Annotated in this window: 21 protein-coding genes and 1 tRNA gene; 20 read left to right on the forward strand and 2 right to left on the reverse strand. The window is 60.0% G+C overall.

The features are described from left to right. Positions 1-514 precede the first annotated feature (514 nt). Positions 515-946, forward strand: a complete 432-nt coding sequence (locus CWE01_RS01855) for an HIT domain-containing protein (protein WP_100938820.1) — start codon at positions 515-517, stop codon at positions 944-946. Beyond that, a complete protein-coding gene (locus CWE01_RS01860; RefSeq protein WP_100938821.1) occupies positions 943-1,149 on the forward strand; it encodes a SlyX family protein in 207 nt (68 codons plus the stop codon). Before CWE01_RS01855 ends, CWE01_RS01860 begins: the two co-directional genes overlap by 4 nt. A gap of 64 nt (positions 1,150-1,213) precedes the next feature. On the opposite strand, the gene CWE01_RS34055 is transcribed toward CWE01_RS01860, so the two are convergent. Then, positions 1,214-1,819: a cold-shock protein gene (locus CWE01_RS34055; RefSeq protein ID WP_100938822.1), complete on the reverse strand. Its 606-nt coding sequence runs from the start codon at positions 1,817-1,819 to the stop codon at positions 1,214-1,216. Between the two features lie 368 nt (positions 1,820-2,187). On the opposite strand from CWE01_RS34055, the gene CWE01_RS01870 reads away from it, so the two are divergent. The 18 genes from CWE01_RS01870 (at position 2,188) to CWE01_RS01955 (ending at position 15,834) form a co-directional block, all read left to right on the forward strand. Then, positions 2,188-2,658 carry a Dps family protein gene (locus CWE01_RS01870; RefSeq protein ID WP_100938823.1) on the forward strand — a complete coding sequence of 157 codons (471 nt, stop codon included), beginning with the start codon at positions 2,188-2,190 and terminating at the stop codon, positions 2,656-2,658. A gap of 254 nt (positions 2,659-2,912) precedes the next feature. Further along, positions 2,913-3,251 (forward strand): ribbon-helix-helix domain-containing protein, encoded by a 339-nt coding sequence (locus tag CWE01_RS01875; protein WP_100939203.1) that lies wholly within the window; start codon positions 2,913-2,915, stop codon positions 3,249-3,251. Between the two features lie 166 nt (positions 3,252-3,417). Beyond that, positions 3,418-3,639 carry an FmdB family zinc ribbon protein gene (locus CWE01_RS01880; RefSeq protein ID WP_100938824.1) on the forward strand — a complete coding sequence of 74 codons (222 nt, stop codon included), beginning with the start codon at positions 3,418-3,420 and terminating at the stop codon, positions 3,637-3,639. Positions 3,640-3,722: 83 nt separating this feature from the next. Continuing rightward, positions 3,723-5,498, forward strand: a complete 1,776-nt coding sequence (gene aspS, locus CWE01_RS01885) for an aspartate--tRNA ligase (protein WP_100938825.1) — start codon at positions 3,723-3,725, stop codon at positions 5,496-5,498. Positions 5,499-5,624: 126 nt separating this feature from the next. Further along, positions 5,625-6,371: a YebC/PmpR family DNA-binding transcriptional regulator gene (locus CWE01_RS01890; protein ID WP_100938826.1), complete on the forward strand. Its 747-nt coding sequence runs from the start codon at positions 5,625-5,627 to the stop codon at positions 6,369-6,371. Between the two features lie 16 nt (positions 6,372-6,387). After that, positions 6,388-6,912, forward strand: coding sequence for a crossover junction endodeoxyribonuclease RuvC (gene ruvC / locus CWE01_RS01895; RefSeq protein WP_100938827.1), 525 nt, complete (start codon positions 6,388-6,390; stop codon positions 6,910-6,912). A gap of 114 nt (positions 6,913-7,026) precedes the next feature. Then, on the forward strand, positions 7,027-7,641 hold the full coding sequence (gene ruvA / locus CWE01_RS01900) for a Holliday junction branch migration protein RuvA (RefSeq protein WP_100938828.1): 615 nt from the start codon (positions 7,027-7,029) through the stop codon (positions 7,639-7,641). Further along, positions 7,642-8,700 (forward strand): Holliday junction branch migration DNA helicase RuvB, encoded by a 1,059-nt coding sequence (gene ruvB, locus CWE01_RS01905; protein WP_100938829.1) that lies wholly within the window; start codon positions 7,642-7,644, stop codon positions 8,698-8,700. Positions 8,701-8,838: 138 nt separating this feature from the next. Continuing rightward, positions 8,839-9,306, forward strand: coding sequence for a tol-pal system-associated acyl-CoA thioesterase (gene ybgC, locus CWE01_RS01910; RefSeq protein WP_100938830.1), 468 nt, complete (start codon positions 8,839-8,841; stop codon positions 9,304-9,306). Further along, positions 9,296-9,991 carry a protein TolQ gene (tolQ, locus tag CWE01_RS01915; protein ID WP_100938831.1) on the forward strand — a complete coding sequence of 232 codons (696 nt, stop codon included), beginning with the start codon at positions 9,296-9,298 and terminating at the stop codon, positions 9,989-9,991. Before ybgC ends, tolQ begins: the two co-directional genes overlap by 11 nt. Before the next feature lie 13 nt (positions 9,992-10,004). Further along, entirely contained in the window at positions 10,005-10,457 is a 453-nt protein-coding gene (tolR, locus tag CWE01_RS01920) for a protein TolR (protein ID WP_100938832.1), read from the forward strand. Then, a complete protein-coding gene (gene tolA / locus CWE01_RS01925) occupies positions 10,457-11,521 on the forward strand; it encodes a cell envelope integrity protein TolA (RefSeq protein WP_100938833.1) in 1,065 nt (354 codons plus the stop codon). Before tolR ends, tolA begins: the two co-directional genes overlap by 1 nt. A gap of 47 nt (positions 11,522-11,568) precedes the next feature. Beyond that, a complete protein-coding gene (gene tolB, locus CWE01_RS01930; protein ID WP_371315525.1) occupies positions 11,569-12,819 on the forward strand; it encodes a Tol-Pal system beta propeller repeat protein TolB in 1,251 nt (416 codons plus the stop codon). 53 nt (positions 12,820-12,872) lie between these two features. Then, the gene (gene pal / locus CWE01_RS01935) at positions 12,873-13,370 is read left to right on the forward strand and encodes a peptidoglycan-associated lipoprotein Pal (RefSeq protein WP_100938835.1); all 498 of its coding nucleotides are present in this window, start codon (positions 12,873-12,875) and stop codon (positions 13,368-13,370) included. A gap of 6 nt (positions 13,371-13,376) precedes the next feature. After that, a complete protein-coding gene (gene ybgF, locus CWE01_RS01940) occupies positions 13,377-14,192 on the forward strand; it encodes a tol-pal system protein YbgF (RefSeq protein ID WP_100938836.1) in 816 nt (271 codons plus the stop codon). A gap of 164 nt (positions 14,193-14,356) precedes the next feature. After that, positions 14,357-15,004, forward strand: a complete 648-nt coding sequence (gene queE, locus CWE01_RS01945) for a 7-carboxy-7-deazaguanine synthase QueE (RefSeq protein ID WP_100938837.1) — start codon at positions 14,357-14,359, stop codon at positions 15,002-15,004. Position 15,005: 1 nt separating this feature from the next. After that, positions 15,006-15,695: a 7-cyano-7-deazaguanine synthase QueC gene (gene queC / locus CWE01_RS01950; RefSeq protein WP_100938838.1), complete on the forward strand. Its 690-nt coding sequence runs from the start codon at positions 15,006-15,008 to the stop codon at positions 15,693-15,695. A 63-nt stretch (positions 15,696-15,758) separates the two neighbouring features. Continuing rightward, positions 15,759-15,834, forward strand: a tRNA-Lys gene (locus CWE01_RS01955). Between the two features lie 180 nt (positions 15,835-16,014). Here the strand turns inward: CWE01_RS01955 and CWE01_RS01960 are convergent. Next, entirely contained in the window at positions 16,015-17,145 is a 1,131-nt protein-coding gene (locus tag CWE01_RS01960; RefSeq protein ID WP_218274270.1) for an FAD-dependent monooxygenase, read from the reverse strand. Positions 17,146-17,150: the final 5 nt, after the last annotated feature.

Below are 17,150 nucleotides of genomic sequence, written 5' to 3' on the forward strand. Positions count from 1 at the left end.
CTAGGGCCCTTGGCCTTTGTGCCGGCCCTTGACGTACTGCTTTTCCTTGTGCTGCTAATCCGTTGAAAATCCATGGAAAGCCAAAAACGTTACCGGTCCACACTCCGACTGGGTAGTCGGTGACTGAAGCGTGCACTGATAGTAGCCGTAGTGTGCGGTTTTGGTGCAAAAAGCCGATTTACAGTTTCTATGCGGACATCGGCTATGGGCAAGTTGGCTTTTTTGTCCTTGGGGTCAGCTCTCGCCCTCCATGACGTAGGCAGAGGATTTCAGAAAAAAGTGACATTTTTGTGGCTGGCTGGGTTTTTTTCTGGCTGATGTGTAATTTTGTGGTGTTTGTGGCCCTGCTAAAGTGCGGCCTGTTCCATTCTGGAGCGGGCAGTGCCCCGTATTCGCCCATTTGCCGCCCTCGCGGGCGAGGGCCGTGAATCGGCGGCCGATCACGGGTATCCTGACGGCCTGTCGTCGGGCCTTCGCCGGGCGCAAACCTATCCGTCATGCAGGAGTATTCACGGTGTTCGTTCTCGATTCGCGCCTTCAACAAGACACCTTGCCGATGGGCGACCTGCCGTTGTGCCGTGTGCTGCTGTCCAATGATGCGAACTATCCGTGGTTCATCCTGGTGCCACGGCGCGCGGATATCAGTGAGGTGTTCCAGTTGGAGGCCGCCGATCAGCAGCAGTTGTGGCGCGAGACCACGGAGCTGGCGCAGTTGCTCCAGGCGGCCTTCAAGGCGGACAAGATGAATGTCGCGGCCCTGGGCAATGTAGTCAGTCAGTTACATATGCATGTGATCGTTCGTCGTCGTGACGATGTGGCCTGGCCGGCACCGGTCTGGGGCAAACACCCGGCTCGGCCTTATAGTGAAGAGGAAGTCGTGGTGATTCGCGAACAGTTGCGCGTGGCGTTCCAGCATGATTCGCGTTTTGTGCAGGCGGACGTATGAACCTTGAAGATCGCGTGACCGAACTGGAAAGTCGCCAGGCGTTTCAGGACGACACCATCCAGGCGCTCAATGATGTGCTGGTGGCGCAGCAGCGGGTGGTCGAACGCCTGCAACTGCAGATGGCGGCTTTGCTCAAGCGCCATGAAGAAATGATGGGGCAGTTCGACTCCTTCGAGGAAGAAGCACCGCCGCCGCACTACTGACAGCAATCCGTAGACATAAAAAAACGCGAGGCAGCCTGGCTGCCTCGCGTTTTTTTGTGGCCGATCAGCGACGCGGCAGGGCCGCGATCACGTCTTCGGCTTGCAGGCCCTTGTCCCGGTTCATCACCGAGAACTCCACGCGCTGGCCTTCGACCAGGACGCGATGGCCTTCGCCACGGATGGCGCGGAAGTGCACGAAAATATCATCGCCGGAATCCCGCGAGATAAAGCCGAAACCCTTGGAGGTGTTGAACCACTTCACGGTACCGGTATCGCGATTGCTCATGTCGTAGCTGTGGGAAGCCGCCGCCGGGGAAGATTTCTTGTAGAAACTCACCGCCAGGTGCAGCAATACGGCAATCACGGCGGCCAGCAGACTCGGAAGCACGGCGGGTTGGCCGCCGATCAGGGTCAAGGGGGCGAGCAGGGTGAGGATTTGCAGTGCCACGGCGACGATCAGCAGGATGCTGACCAGGATTTGCAGTTGATGCCGTGGACCCTTGTTCCAGTAAGGAATGACTGGCGCGAGGGTAAGGTTGAGCAAGCCGAAGAATGCCAGGTACAGCGCATCAGGTTGTTGCAGGTAAGGCAGGGCTTCGGATCGCAGGCTGGGTATAAAGGACAGCAGCAGGGCAACAGCGCCCGTTAGCAGGTGGACGATTTTCAACATTTTGATTGACTCACTCAAGACGGATCACAAGGAAGAGCGGGTGGCACACGGTTCGCTTCTGGAAAAAAGGTGAGGCGTTGGGCACGTGTGGGCATCCGCCTATGCGCCGCTGCCAGAGAATCGACAGCCACGACACAGTCTCTATTTAACAGCAAAGCCCATGCCTTCTCAAACTTCGGCGCCGGGCCGCTGTCGGAGAACTTGCGGCGGGGCAGGGCCTGCACCGACACAGCCCGCGGGCCAGAGGCCTGCCGGTGGTAGTCGCGGCGGATTTGCCGCAGTCGCCGCGGCTGCACGAGTCGTAGGCGCTTGCTAGAGTGGTCCTGCACCTGTGAAGACGATGATCCATTCTGACCAAGGGGATACATATGGCTATTGATATCGGTATCAGCGAAGCAGACCGTAAATCCATTGTTGAAGGTCTTTCCCGTCTGTTATCGGACACCTACGTGCTGTACCTGAAAACCCACAACTTTCACTGGAATGTCAGCGGGCCGATGTTCCGCACGCTGCATTTGATGTTCGAAGAGCAATACAACGAACTGGCCCTGGCGGTGGACCTGATCGCCGAACGTATCCGCGCCCTGGGTTTTCCCGCTCCGGGGACCTATTCCACCTACGCCCGTCTTTCCTCCATCAAGGAAGAAGAAGGGGTGCCGAGTGCCGAGGAGATGATCAAGCAACTGGTGCAAGGCCAGGAAGCGGTCACCCGCACGGCGCGGGGCCTCTTTCCGTTGCTGGACAAGGTCAGTGACGAACCGACTGCCGACCTGTTGACCCAGCGCATGCAGGTGCATGAGAAAACCGCCTGGATGCTGCGCGCGCTGCTCGAAGGCTGAGTCCGCGCTGGTGTGAGTGAAGCCGCCGCGCTTCATTCGCACCGCGTGCCGGCGAGCCCGGTATCTTCGCGACGGCGCAGGCCTTCGCCTGGTCCCTGCCCCAGGCTTTTCGTTGTTCTTCTTTATTAATGGACTCTTCCTACGGAGGCTGTAGTGCAGTCTGCTGGATAGGGTTTTTTACTTAATGTTTTATGTCAGGAGGTTTGCCAGGAGCGCCTTTATTCAAAGGTGTGCAGCGACGGAGTGCGATGAAAATGGTTCAGTGGGTAGGGCATGAGGTGGGGAGTTCCGGTTGTTTGCGCAAGACCCGGGTGGATCCCCTGTTACTGGATTTCGATATTGGATTGGCGAAGCCAGTTTCGCGCTCGGTGCGTTTGAATGGTTTTGCCACCTGCTTGCGTCTGGAGGAGGTTTATTGGAAGGTACTGGCCGATATTGCCAATACCCATGAATGTACGGTCAATGCCTTGCTGTCCAATGTGGACATGGAGGTTCACCTGCGCTATGGCGGGGTGAAGAATTTCAGTGGTTTGATTCGTGTGGTCTGTGTCGTCCATCTGCTGACGTTGGGCGGTTTGTCCCGGGCCCTCTAGGCTTGCTCGGACGTCTCGGTGGATTGGCGGGACGGCATGGGCTGGGGCGCAGACCGGTCCACGGCTGCAAAGGCTCGATTTAACGGATATAATCCCGCTCTTTGCTGCATGGCCCGTCACGGGCTCGGGCAGCAGTGATGCCGTTATCTGATTGCCGAGACGCCCCATGCCCATGTACGACTACCAATGCGCTTCCTGCGGTCATCAACTGGAAGCCATTCAAAAGATCAGTGATGCACCGCTGGTCGACTGCCCGGCCTGCCAGGCACCGCAATTGAAGAAAATGCTCTCCATGCCAGGCTTCCGCCTCAGCGGCAGCGGCTGGTATGAGACGGATTTCAAGACCGGCAGCAAGAAAAACCTGGCAGGCGGCGATAAAGCCGACTGAAATAAGCGACACGAGCGGGCGCTTGTCGCGTTGCAAAGACAAGACCTCCACCGAATTCGAATGACTAGAAGCGAACCACGACCATGATGCGCAGCCATTATTGCGGCCAACTGAACGAGAGCCTGGAAGGCCAGGAAGTCACCCTTTGCGGATGGGTCCACCGTCGTCGCGACCATGGCGGGGTGATTTTCCTCGATATCCGTGACCGCGAAGGTCTGGCCCAGGTGGTCTTCGACCCCGATCGCGCCGACACTTTCGCCGCCGCCGATCGCGTGCGCAGCGAGTACGTGGTCAAGATCACCGGCAAGGTCCGCCTGCGTCCGGCCGGTGCCGGCAACGCCAACATGGCGTCCGGTGCCATCGAAGTGCTGGGTTACGAGCTGGAAGTGCTGAACGAAGCGGAAACCCCGCCGTTCCCGCTCAACGAATACTCCGACGTTGGCGAAGAAACCCGCCTGCGTTATCGCTTTATCGACCTGCGTCGTCCGGAAATGCTCGACAAGCTGCGCCTGCGTTCGCGCATGACCACCAGCATCCGTCGTTACCTGGACGAAAACGGCTTCCTCGACGTCGAGACGCCGATCCTGACCCGTGCGACCCCGGAAGGTGCCCGCGACTACCTGGTGCCGAGCCGCACCCACGCCGGCAGCTTCTTCGCCCTGCCGCAATCGCCGCAGCTGTTCAAGCAACTGCTGATGGTGGCCGGCTTCGACCGTTACTACCAGATCGCCAAGTGCTTCCGCGACGAAGACCTGCGGGCCGACCGCCAGCCGGAATTCACCCAGATCGACATCGAGACCAGCTTCCTCGATGAAAAAGACATCATGGGCCTGACCGAAGGCATGATCCGCAACCTGTTCAAGGAAGTGCTGGGTCTGGAATTCGGTGAGTTCCCGCACATGACCTGGGACGAGGCCATGCGTCGTTACGGTTCCGACAAGCCGGACCTGCGTATCCCGCTGGAACTGGTGGACGTTGCCGACCAGCTCAAGGACGTCGAATTCAAGGTCTTCAGCGGCCCGGCCAACGACCCGAAATGCCGTGTGGCCGCCTTGCGCGTCCCGGGCGCGGCGAGCATGCCGCGCAGCAAGATCGACGAGTACACCAAGTTCGTCGGCATCTACGGTGCCAAGGGCCTGGCGTACATCAAGGTCAACGAACGCGCCAAGGGCGTCGAAGGCCTGCAGTCGCCGATCGTCAAGAACATCCCCGAGGCCAACCTCAACGTGATCCTCGATCGCGTCGGTGCGGTCGATGGCGACATCGTGTTCTTCGGCGCCGACAAGTCGAAGATCGTCAGCGAAGCCCTGGGCGCGCTGCGGATCAAGGTCGGTCATGACCTCGAACTGCTGACCAGCGAGTGGGCGCCGATGTGGGTCGTCGACTTCCCGATGTTCGAAGAGAACGAAGACGGCAGCTTCACCGCCTTGCACCACCCGTTCACCGCGCCGAAGTGCTCGCCGGAAGAGCTGGCGGCCAACCCGGCCACCGCCTTGTCCCGCGCCTACGACATGGTCCTGAACGGCACCGAGCTGGGTGGCGGTTCGATCCGTATCCACCGCAAGGAAATGCAACAGGCGGTGTTCCGTCTGCTGGGTATCAGCGAAGCGGAACAGGAAGAGAAGTTCGGCTTCCTGCTCGACGCGCTGAAATACGGTGCTCCGCCCCACGGTGGCCTGGCCTTCGGCCTTGATCGCCTGGTGATGCTGATGACCGGCGCCCAGTCGATCCGCGAAGTGATCGCGTTCCCGAAAACCCAGAGTGCGGCCTGTGTCATGACCCAGGCGCCAGGGCTGGTGGACGCCAAGGCACTGCGCGAGTTGCATATCCGCCTGCGCGAAACCCCCAAGGCAGAGTAAGACGGACCCGAGGGCGCATCCACTGGATGCGCCTTTTTTCAAGGTCGAGACTTTTTATTGCCGGCCGCTGCCACCGGGCAGGGCGGGCAACGTTTCAAAGAGCACAAAGAGAATTCGGAGCGAGTTATGGCAGGTCATTCCAAGTGGGCGAACATCAAGCACCGCAAAGAACGTCAGGATGCCAAGAAGGGCAAGATCTTCACCAAGTGGATTCGTGAGCTGACCGTCGCCGCTCGTCAGGGCGGTGGTGATCCGGGCTCCAACCCACGGTTGCGCCTGGCGTTGGACAAGGCCCTCGGCGCGAACATGAGCCGCGATATCATCGATCGCGCGGTGGCCCGGGGTGCCGGTGCGGCCGACACCGACGATATGGTCGAGCTGAGCTATGAAGGCTACGGCCCTGGTGGCGTTGCAGTGATGGTTGAATGCATGACCGACAACCGCAACCGCACCGCGGCGGCCGTGCGCCACGCGTTCAGCAAATGTGGCGGTAACCTGGGGACCGACGGTTCGGTGGCCTACCTGTTCGAACGCAAAGGGCAACTGTCCTTCGCCCCGGGCATCGATGAAGACGCGCTGATGGAAGCGGCGATGGAAGCCGACGCCGATGACGTGGTCACCCACGAAGACGGTTCCATGGACGTGTTCACCTCGTTTGCCGGCTTCTATACGGTGCGTAACGCCCTGGATGCGGCGGGATTCAAGGCGGCGGACGCGGAAATCGTCATGTTGCCGACCACCAGTGCCGAACTCGATCTGGAGGGCGCGGAAAAGGTCCTCAAGCTGATCGATATGCTCGAGGACCTGGACGACGTGCAGAACGTCTACTCCAATGCCGATATTCCCGAATCGGTAGCCGAGCAGCTCGGTTGACCCAAACGCAGGCGCTATGACTTTAATTCTTGGTATCGACCCCGGTTCGCGCATCACCGGTTATGGTGTGGTGCGCGATACCGGGCGCGGCTGCGTGTACGTCGCCTCGGGCTGTATTCGTACTGGCAGTGGCGAGTTGCATGAGCGTTTGCAGATCGTCTACCGCAGTGTCCGCGAAGTGATCCAGACCTACGGTCCGGTGACCATGGGCATCGAAAAGGTGTTCATGGCGAAGAATGCCGATTCGGCGCTCAAGCTCGGCCAGGCGCGGGGCGCGGCCATCGTCGCCGGCGCCGAGGAAAACCTCGAGATCGCCGAGTACACCGCGACCCAGGTCAAGCAGGCCGTGGCCGGTACGGGCGGGGCCAACAAGGAGCAGGTGATGATGATGGTCATGCACTTGCTCAAGCTCACCACCAAGCCGCAAATCGACGCCTCGGATGCCCTGGCGATTGCCCTGTGCCATGCGCACACCCGCTCCAGCCTGCTGCCCCATGGCCTGGGCGCCGCACGTAGCCGTGGCGGTCGCCTGCGTCTCTGATAGCATCATCGCCTCAAACAATTTTGCTTGCCGATAGCGCCACGCCGGATAAGGTAGTGCGCTATCGTTCCGAGTCGTCAGCCACTGGTCTGGCCAGAAATAAGGATCTGATACGTGATTGGACGTTTGCGCGGCACCCTGGCTGAAAAACAGCCGCCGCACCTCATCCTTGATGTGAATGGCCTCGGCTACGAGCTGGAGGTGCCGATGACCACGCTTTATCGCCTGCCGTCGGTCGGCGAGCCGCTGACCCTGCACACCCATTTGGTGGTGCGCGAGGATGCCCAGTTACTCTATGGCTTCATCGGCAGGCGCGAGCGCGACTTTTTCCGCGAGCTGATCCGCCTCAATGGCGTCGGGCCGAAGCTGGCCCTGGCGCTGATGTCGAGCCTGGAGGTCGATGAACTGGTGCGCTGCGTGCAGGCCCAGGACACCTCGGCGCTGGTGCGCGTGCCCGGTGTCGGCAAGAAGACCGCCGAGCGCCTGCTGGTAGAGCTCAAGGATCGCTTCAAGGCCTGGGAAACCGTGCCGAGCATGTTTGCCCTGGTACCCAACCAGCCGGACGGCGCGCCCGCGCAGCCGGTGGCCAGCGCTGAAAGCGATGCGGTCAGTGCGCTGATTTCCCTGGGCTACAAGCCCCAGGAAGCGAGCAAGGCGGTGTCGGCCATCAAAGACAAAGGCCTGAGCAGCGAAGACATGATTCGTCGCGCCCTGAAGGGAATGATCTAAGTGATTGAAGCCGACCGTTTGATTACCGCCTCCGGCGGGCGTGACCGCGAGGAGGTCCAGGATCGCGCCATTCGGCCGCTGAGCCTGGCCGAGTACATCGGCCAGCCGACGGTCAAGGAGCAGATGGAGCTGTTTATCCAGGCGGCACGCGGGCGTGGCGAGTCCCTTGACCACACCCTGATCTTCGGCCCGCCGGGCCTGGGCAAGACCACCCTGGCCAATATCATCGCCCAGGAAATGGGCGTGTCGATCAAGAGCACTTCGGGGCCGGTGCTGGAGCGCGCTGGAGACCTGGCGGCGCTGCTGACCAATCTCGAGCCCCACGATGTGCTCTTTATCGATGAAATTCACCGCCTGTCGCCCGTCGTCGAAGAAGTCCTGTACCCGGCGATGGAAGACTTCCAGCTCGATATCATGATCGGCGAAGGGCCGGCGGCGCGCTCGATCAAGCTTGATCTGCCGCCCTTCACCCTGGTCGGCGCTACCACCCGCGCCGGCATGTTGACCAACCCGTTACGTGACCGCTTCGGTATCGTCCAGCGTCTTGAGTTCTATAGCACCGCGGACCTGGCGACCATCGTCACCCGTTCGGCGGGGATTCTCGGCTTGCCGCTGGACCCTGAAGGCGCGTTCGAGATCGCCCGGCGGGCCCGGGGCACGCCGCGGATCGCCAACCGCCTGTTGCGTCGGGTACGGGATTTCGCCGAAGTGCGGGCCAAGGGTCATATCACCAAGGCCGTGGCGGACCTGGCGTTGAATTTGCTGGATGTCGACGAACACGGTTTCGACCACCAGGACCGGCGCCTGCTGCTGACCATGATCGAGAAGTTCGACGGCGGTCCGGTCGGCGTGGACAGCCTGGCGGCGGCGATCAGTGAGGAGCGGCACACCATTGAAGATGTGCTCGAACCCTACCTGATCCAGCAGGGCTACATCATGCGCACCCCCCGTGGACGGGTGGTGACGCGGCATGCCTATCTGCACTTCGGATTGAATATTCCGTCGCGCTTGGGTGAAATGCCCGTGGTAGACGAGTTTCTGGATGCGTTGGACGAGTAAAAGCGGAATCGGGGCTGATTTATTCGCGGTTTGCGTTGTCCGAAGGGCACGTGTCACGAATCTTCATGCAAAAAGTCGTCGAAGGATGAAAAACAGTTGCCTGGCCGGATTGGCAACCTGAGGAGTAAGCACTAGAGTATGCGCGCGCAAAACGGGGTTCAGTCGTTCGCACATCGCTGTCGCGTTTATTACGAGGACACCGATGCCGGCGGCATCGTGTATTACGTCAATTACCTTAAGTTCATGGAGCGGGCTCGAACCGAGCGGCTGCGGGAACTGGGCTTTGCCCAGTCGTCGCTGGCAGGGGAGAACCTGTTGTTCGTCGTGCATTCCAGCGAAGCGCGTTACCACGCGCCGGCGCGGTTGGACGACGAGCTGCTGGTCAGCGCCGAGGTGATTGAGCTGAACCGTGCGAGCCTGCGCTTCAAGCAGCAGGTCAGGCGGGCTGATGATGAAACGCTGCTCTGTGAAGGGCGGTTCCTGGTGGCCTGTGTGCGCGCCGATAGTTTAAAACCCCGGGCCATTCCAGAAGCCTTGCGTTCGGCCTTTGCCGACACAAGCGGCGCGGGTACTCACTTAGAGCAGGAGATAAAGCGTGGAAGCTAACGTCGTCGACCATTCCTCCATGTGGAGCTTGGTCAGCAATGCCAGCATCGTGGTGCAATTGGTCATGCTGATCCTGTTGGCCGCCTCGGTCACCTCATGGGTCATGATTTTTCAGCGCAGCAACCTGCTGCGCGCCGGTCGCCGCGCCCTGGAGAGCTTCGAGGAGCGCTTCTGGTCGGGCATCGACCTGTCCAAACTCTACCGTCAGGCCGGCAGCAACCCGGACCCGGACTCGGGTGTGGAGCAGATCTTCCGTGCCGGCTTCAAGGAATTCTCCCGTCTGCGCCAGCAACCGGGTGTTGATCCGGAAGCGGTCATGGAAGGCGTGTCCCGTGCCATGCGCGTGGCCATCTCCCGCGAAGAAGAGAAGCTCGAGCAGAGCCTGCCGTTCCTCGCCACCGTCGGTTCCGTCAGCCCGTACATTGGCCTGTTCGGTACCGTCTGGGGGATCATGAACTCCTTCCGTGGCCTGGCTACCGCCCAGCAGGCAACCCTGGCCACCGTGGCCCCGGGCATTTCCGAAGCACTGGTGGCTACCGCCATCGGCCTGTTCGCGGCGATTCCGGCGGTTATCGCCTACAACCGCTTTGCGGCCCGTGGCGAGACCCTGATCAGCCGTTACTACACCTTCGCCGATGAGTTCCAGGCGATCCTGCACCGTAAAGTGCACACCAGCGAAGAGTGAGCAGGTAAACCCCATGGCCCGAGTTCGCCAAAAACGCAAGCCGGTCGCCGAGATGAACGTGGTGCCCTACATCGACGTGATGTTGGTGCTGCTGGTTATCTTCATGGTGACCGCGCCGATGCTCAATCAGGGCGTGAAGGTTGATCTGCCCAAGGTTTCCAGCGAAGCCTTGCCGCAGGACAACAACACCCAGGTCCTGACCATTTCGATCAAGGCTGACAAGACCTACTACTGGAACCTTGGCAGCGAAGTCGACACCGAAAAACAGCAGGACAGGGCCATGACCCTGCCGCAGATGACCGACGCGGTGACCAAGATCATCCGTGCCGGCACTGAAGGCGGCAAACGTACCCAGGTATTCATTCGGGGTGACAAGACCGTCGACTATGGTTCCGTCATGGGTGCCATGGGCGGTCTGCAGAAGGCCGGCGTCGGTAATGTTGGCTTGATTACCGAGGCCCCCTGATGCACCAACAGCGAGAGCCGTCCGCGTCGGAAAGCTACTTCTGGCCGAGCGTCTGGGCGATTGGCCTGCATATCCTGATCTTTGGCATGCTGTTCGTGAGCTTTGCCATGACGCCGGATCTGCCGGAGGCCAAGCCGATTGTCCAGGCGACCCTGTATCAGCTGAAATCGAAAAGTCAGGCGACCACCCAGACCAATCAGAAGATTGCGGGTGAGGCGAAGAAATCCGCCGCGCGTCAGACCGAAGTCGAACAGATGGAACAGAAGAAGGTCGAGCAGGAAGCGATAAAGGCTGCGGAACAAAAGAAAGAGGAAGCGGCTCAAAAGGCCGACGAAGCGAAAAAATCCGACGAAGCCAAGAAAGCGGACGAGGCGAAGAAGGCCGATGAGGCCAAGAAAGCCGACGACGCGAAGAAGGCTGCCGAGGCGAAAAAGGAATTGGCTGATATAGCCAAGAAGAAAGCCGACGACGAAGCCAAGAAGGCCGCGGAAGAAGAGGCCAAGCAGGCCGCTGAAGACGCGAAGAAGAAAATCGTCGAAGACGCCAAGAAGAAAGCCGCCGAAGACGCGAAGAAGAAATCCGAAGCTGACGAGGCGAAGAAGAAAGTCGCCGAAGACGCGAAGAAGAAAGCCGCTGCCGATGCTGCGAAGAAGAAATCGCAGGATGCGGCGCGTAAATCTGCCGAAGATAAAAAGGCCCAGGCCCTGGCAGACTTGCTTTCCGACACGCCGCAACGCCAACAGGCCCTGGCTGATGAGCAGGGTGATGAAACGGCGGGCAGCTTTGACGATCTGATTCGTTCGCGGGCAGCGGAAGGTTGGGCACGTCCTCCTTCGGCACGCAAAGGTATGACGGTGGTGCTGCAAATCGGCATGTTGCCGGACGGTACGGTGACCACGGTCACGGTGTCCAAGTCCAGTGGCGACGGTCCGTTTGACGCCTCGGCGGTAGCTGCGGTCAAGAATATTGGTCGTTTGACGGAAATGCAGGGAATGAAACCGAGCGACTTTGCGCCCTATCGTTCCTTCAAGATGACATTCACACCTGAGGATCTAGCCTTGTGAGAAACCTTCTTCGAACAATGCTTGTCGTGATCTGCTGCCTGGCAGGGATGGCGATGGCGGATGAAAAGAACATTCTGGTCACCAGCGGCAGCGATCGGGCCACGCCCATCGCGGTCGTACCGTTCGGCTGGCAGGGCGGTAGCGTCCTGCCGGACGACATGGCCCAGATCATCAGCGACGACCTGCGTAACTCCGGTTACTACTCGCCGATTCCGAAACAGAACATGATCAGCCTGCCAACCCAGGCCAGCGAAGTCATCTACCGTGACTGGAAGGCCCTGGGCGCCCAGTACATCATGGTCGGCAGCATTGTTCCGGCCGGCGGTCGCCTGCAGGTGCAGTACGCACTGTTCAACGTCGCCACCGAGCAGCAAGTGCTGACCGGCAGCGTGTCGGGCACGGTCGATCAGTTGCGCGACATGTCGCACTACATCTCCGACCAGTCGTTCGAAAAACTCACCGGCATCAAGGGTGCGTTCTCCACGCGCATGCTTTATGTCACGGCTGAGCGTTTCTCGGTGAACAACACCCGTTACACCCTGCAACGTTCGGACTATGACGGTGCCCGCGCCGTGACCCTGCTGCAATCGCGCGAGCCGATCCTGTCGCCGCGTTTCGCACCGGATGGCAAGCGTATCGCCTATGTGTCGTTCGAGCAGAAGCGTCCGCGCATCTTCGTCCAGCACATCGACACCGGTCGCCGTGAGCAGATCACCAACTTCGAAGGCCTCAACGGTGCACCGGCCTGGTCTCCGGACGGTAACCGCCTGGCGTTCGTGCTGTCCAAGGACGGCAACCCGGACATCTACGTGATGGACATGGCTTCGCGCCAGATGAGTCGCGTCACCAGCGGCCCGGGCATCAACACCGAACCGTTCTGGGGCAAGGATGGCTCGACCATCTACTTCACCTCCGATCGCGGCGGCAAGCCACAGATCTACAAGACCAGCGTCGGTGGCGGTGGTGCTGAGCGCGTGACCTTTATCGGCAACTACAACGCCGCCCCGAAACTGTCGGCGGATGAGAAGACCCTGGTGATGATCCACCGCCAGGATGGCTTCACCAACTTCCGTGTGGCGGCTCAGGATTTGCAGCGTGGGACAGTAAAAATACTGACAGACACAAACCTTGATGAGTCAGCCACTGTCGCACCCAACGGCACCATGGTAATCTACGCCACCGCCCAGCAGGGCCGGGGAGTCTTGATGCTCGTGTCCATCAACGGACGCGTAAGGCTCCCGCTTCCTACCGCTCAAGGCGAAGTCAGAGAACCTTCCTGGTCCCCTTACCTGAACTGACGCGGCGCTTTACGATTTTGCTTAACACACTGGGGTTCATTAGGAGTTTTACGATGGAAATGCTGAAGTTTGGTAAATTTGCTGCGCTGGCTCTGGCCATGGCTGTAGCTGTAGGTTGCTCGTCCAAAGGCGGCGACAATGCCGGTCAAGGCGCTGTAGACCCAAACGCTGGTTACGGCGCTAACACTGGTGCAGTTGACGGTTCCCTGAGCGAAGAAGCTGCTCTGCGCGCTATCACCACTTTCTACTTCGAATACGACAGCTCGGACCTGAAGCCAGAAGCCATGCGCTCCCTGGACGTTCACGCCAAGGACCTGAAAGCTAGCGGCGCCAAAGTCGTTCTGGAAGGTAACACCGACGAACGTGGTACTCGCGAGTACAACATGGCACTGGGCGAGCGTCGTGCGAAAGCCGTTCAACGCTACCTGGTACTGCAAGGTGTTGCTCCAGGCCAGCTGGAACTGGTTTCCTACGGTAAAGAGCGTCCAGTAGCTACTGGCCACGACGAGCAGTCCTGGGCTCAAAACCGTCGCGTCGAACTGCGTAAGTAATTCGTCATGCGAACGTGCCGTCGTGCTGTAACTGTCCTGGCTCTCAGCCTCATGCCGCTTGCGGCGTGGGCTGCGGTTCCTGTGGTCGATGACAACTCCGGTAACGGTGGGAGTTATCCGCCTGCAGGTTACGGTACGAACGGCGCCTATGCCGGGGGAGGGGTTTCGGCCCCTGTCTCGGCACAGGGCGAGCTGTTCAACCAATTGCAACGCATGCAGGAACAACTCGCGCAGCAACAAGGCGTGATCGAAGTTCTGCAAAACGATATTGCGCGCATGAAGCAGGAAAACCTGGAGCGATACCAGGATCTTGATCGGCGCATAGGCAGTGGCGGCGCTCCGGCGGCTGCGGCTCCTGATAATTCTTCTGCCGGTGGCGATGTCAACGCCGCCGCCGGTGCTGCACCTGCTGCCCAGGCCCCCGCGGCCAGCAGCGAGCCGGGTGATCCGGCCAAGGAAAAGCTCTACTACGATGCCGCCTTCGACCTGATCAAGGCCAAGGACTTCGACAAGGCCAGCCTGGCGTTTACCGCCTTCCTGCGCAAGTACCCCAATAGCCAGTACGCCGGTAACGCGCAGTACTGGTTGGGCGAAGTGAACCTGGCCAAAGGCGACCTTCAAGGTGCCGGCCAGGCGTTTGCCAAGGTCAGCCAGCTGTATCCCAAGCATGCCAAAGTGCCGGATTCGCTGTACAAGCTGGCGGATGTCGAGCGTCGCCTGGGTCATACCGACAAGGTCAAAGGCATTCTGCAGCAGGTGGTTTCCCAATATCCGGGAACTTCCGCCGCGCAGTTGGCACAGCGCGATCTGCAGCGCATGTGACGGCCGACGGCCTGCTTGAAGAAACCCGCGCTTGTCGCGGGTTTTTTCGTTAGAATTCACGCCCTTTTTTATGAAACACGCTGTTCTGGACTGTGCGATTGCAGGTTCATTGCAGTGCCTGACTGAGGCGGACGGCCTGTTTAGCTGTTACGCCCGTGGCGACTATGCAAGACACATTGAGAATCACCGAAGTTTTTTACTCGTTGCAGGGTGAAACGCGGACGGCTGGGCTGCCCACCGTTTTCGTGCGCCTGACCGGTTGCCCATTGCGCTGCCAGTACTGCGACAGTGCCTACGCCTTCAGCGGCGGCACCCTCATGACCCTGGACAGCCTGCTGACGCAGGTGGCCGATTACCGTCCGCGTTATGTCTGCGTGACCGGCGGCGAACCGCTGGCCCAGCCCAATGCCATTCCCTTGCTCAAGCAGCTCTGTGACGCCGGTTACAGCGTGTCCCTGGAAACCAGTGGGGCGCTGGATATCTCGGCGGTGGACACCCGGGTCAGCCGTGTGCTCGACCTGAAGACCCCCGGCTCGAAGGAATCGCACCGCAACCGCTACGAAAACATCGAGCTGCTGACCCCCAACGACCAGGTCAAGTTTGTGATCTGCTCGCGGGAGGACTATGACTGGGCAGTGTCCAAGCTGATTCAGTACGGTCTGGAAAAGCGTGCCGGCGAAGTGCTGTTCTCGCCGAGCCACCACGATCTGCCGGCCCGTGAGCTGGCCGACTGGATCGTTGCGGACAACCTGCCGGTGCGCCTGCAGATGCAGTTGCACAAATATCTATGGAATGACGAGCCGGGGCGCTGATATGACCACCCAAGCAAGCACTGACAAGAAAGCGGTAATCCTTCTCTCCGGCGGCCTGGACTCGGCCACCGTGGTGGCCATGGCGCGTGCCGAGGGCTACAGCTGCTACACCATGAGCTTTGACTACGGCCAGCGGCACCGCGCCGAGTTGCAGGCGGCCGAGCGGGTGGCGCGTGACCTCGGCGTGATCGAGCACAAGGTCATCGGCCTGAACCTCAACGGTATTGGCGGTTCGGCCTTGACCGACAGCAGCATCGACGTGCCCGAGGCGCCGAGTGAAGGCATTCCGGTGACCTACGTGCCGGCGCGCAACACGGTGTTCCTGTCGCTGGCCCTGGGTTGGGCCGAGGTGCTGGGTGCCCGTGACATCTTTATCGGCGTCAACGCGGTGGACTATTCCGGTTACCCGGACTGCCGTCCCGAGTTCGTCGAAGCATTCGAAACCCTGGCCAACCTGGCGACCAAAGCCGGTGTCGAGGGCAATGGTTTCCGCATCCAGGCACCGCTGCAGAACCTCAGCAAGGGCGATATCGTCCAGGCCGGAATCAAGCTCGGGGTCGACTATTCGCTGACCGTATCCTGCTATCAAGCGGATGCTAACGGCTTTGCATGTGGGAAATGTGACAGCTGCCGGCTGCGTGCTGAAGGCTTCGCAGCGGCCGGAATCAGTGATCCGACACGTTATTTTTGATTTTTTTCATTTAAGGTGTTGAATTACCGTTAGAAATCAGTATTATACGCGCCACCACACAGCGGGTCGTTAGCTCAGTTGGTAGAGCAGTTGGCTTTTAACCAATTGGTCGTAGGTTCGAATCCCACACGACCCACCATATTTGTTGTAGAAGAAAATCCGGAATGCCCACGAAAGTGAGGAGTTCCGGATTTTTTTTGCCTGCGAAATGGTAGAGCGAGCGGCTCACCCGTCGCGCATGGTCGGTGCAAGCCACCACCAGAGCCTTTCTCAAGGCCATTGTCGAGCGTCGTTAACCAGACGACAGGTTAGTTAAGATTCAGGCCAGTTCCTGGAGGAGATCGCTCAGGTCTATGGCGTTTTTCGAACTCGTCATAAGCTCGTCTGGCGTCGGGCCCTGGCGATTCAGATCCACCATGTCCTGGTTCCGGATGACGAACGGGCGCATACGGCTTTCGTAGGCAGCGAATGCGTCCGTCGGCTGATCGGGGTGACGTGCGAGCTCCCGGGCCAGCACGAACGCACCGACCAGGCCCAGGCTGGTGCCTTGGCCGGAGAGCGGCGAGGCGCAGTGTGCGGCGTCGCCGGCGAGCACCACGCGCCCTTTGTACCAGCGTGGCGCGCTAATCTGCGCCAGTTCGTTGTAGTAAAACGCCTGGGTTTCTTGCATCGCCTCGATATACTGCGCGAATGCCCCCCTCAAATGGGCGCACTTGGACGTGACCATCGCCTTCTGTGCAGGCACATCCCCACGCGATATCGTGGCATCTCCGGGTGCGAAACCCACGGACACGCGTACCTCCTGCTTGTCGCGACTCGGATAAATGACATAACCGACGCCGTTCTCGCGGTGCATCAATTGCCAATTCTCCAGGCCAGTGAAGTTCGGTGTCGTGAACAGGGCGAGGGCGATGCCCAGGCTCTTGATAACCGAGGTCTCGTCGTTGAACCACAGTTTACGGGTCTTGGAGTAGAGGCCATCGGCAGCAATGACAAGGTCGAATCTGCGCTGGTTGCCACGACTGAATATCACTTCTACCTGATCTTTTTCCTCGTCAAGGCCGACAATGCTATCGCCGTAGATGAACTCTACCCGGTCGCTGAGGGCACCCATCAGCAATTCGCAGAGATCATCGCGGAAGATCTCGATATCAGGGCTGTCGAGGCGGCCGGCGCTGAAGGTGCGCTCCTTGGTGCGCTGCATTTCCACGCCGTTGGCATCAAGCATCGACATGCCGTGGAGTAGGGTGCGAATCGCGCGGGCATCTTCCAGCAGACCCATTGCTTTCACCACATCAAGTGCCACGCCGCGAATGTCCACCGCTTGGCCGCCACGACGAAACTCGGGCTGCTGTTCCACAAGCGTGGTGCTGAGCCCTGCCTTATCCAGCCAATAGGCCAGGGCGAGCCCTGTCACACCGGCGCCGGAAATCAGTACGTTACGAATCATGGTTG

Origin of the sequence: Pseudomonas sp. QS1027, assembly GCF_002814235.1 — a bacterium.
Lineage (GTDB): Bacteria > Pseudomonadota > Gammaproteobacteria > Pseudomonadales > Pseudomonadaceae > Aquipseudomonas.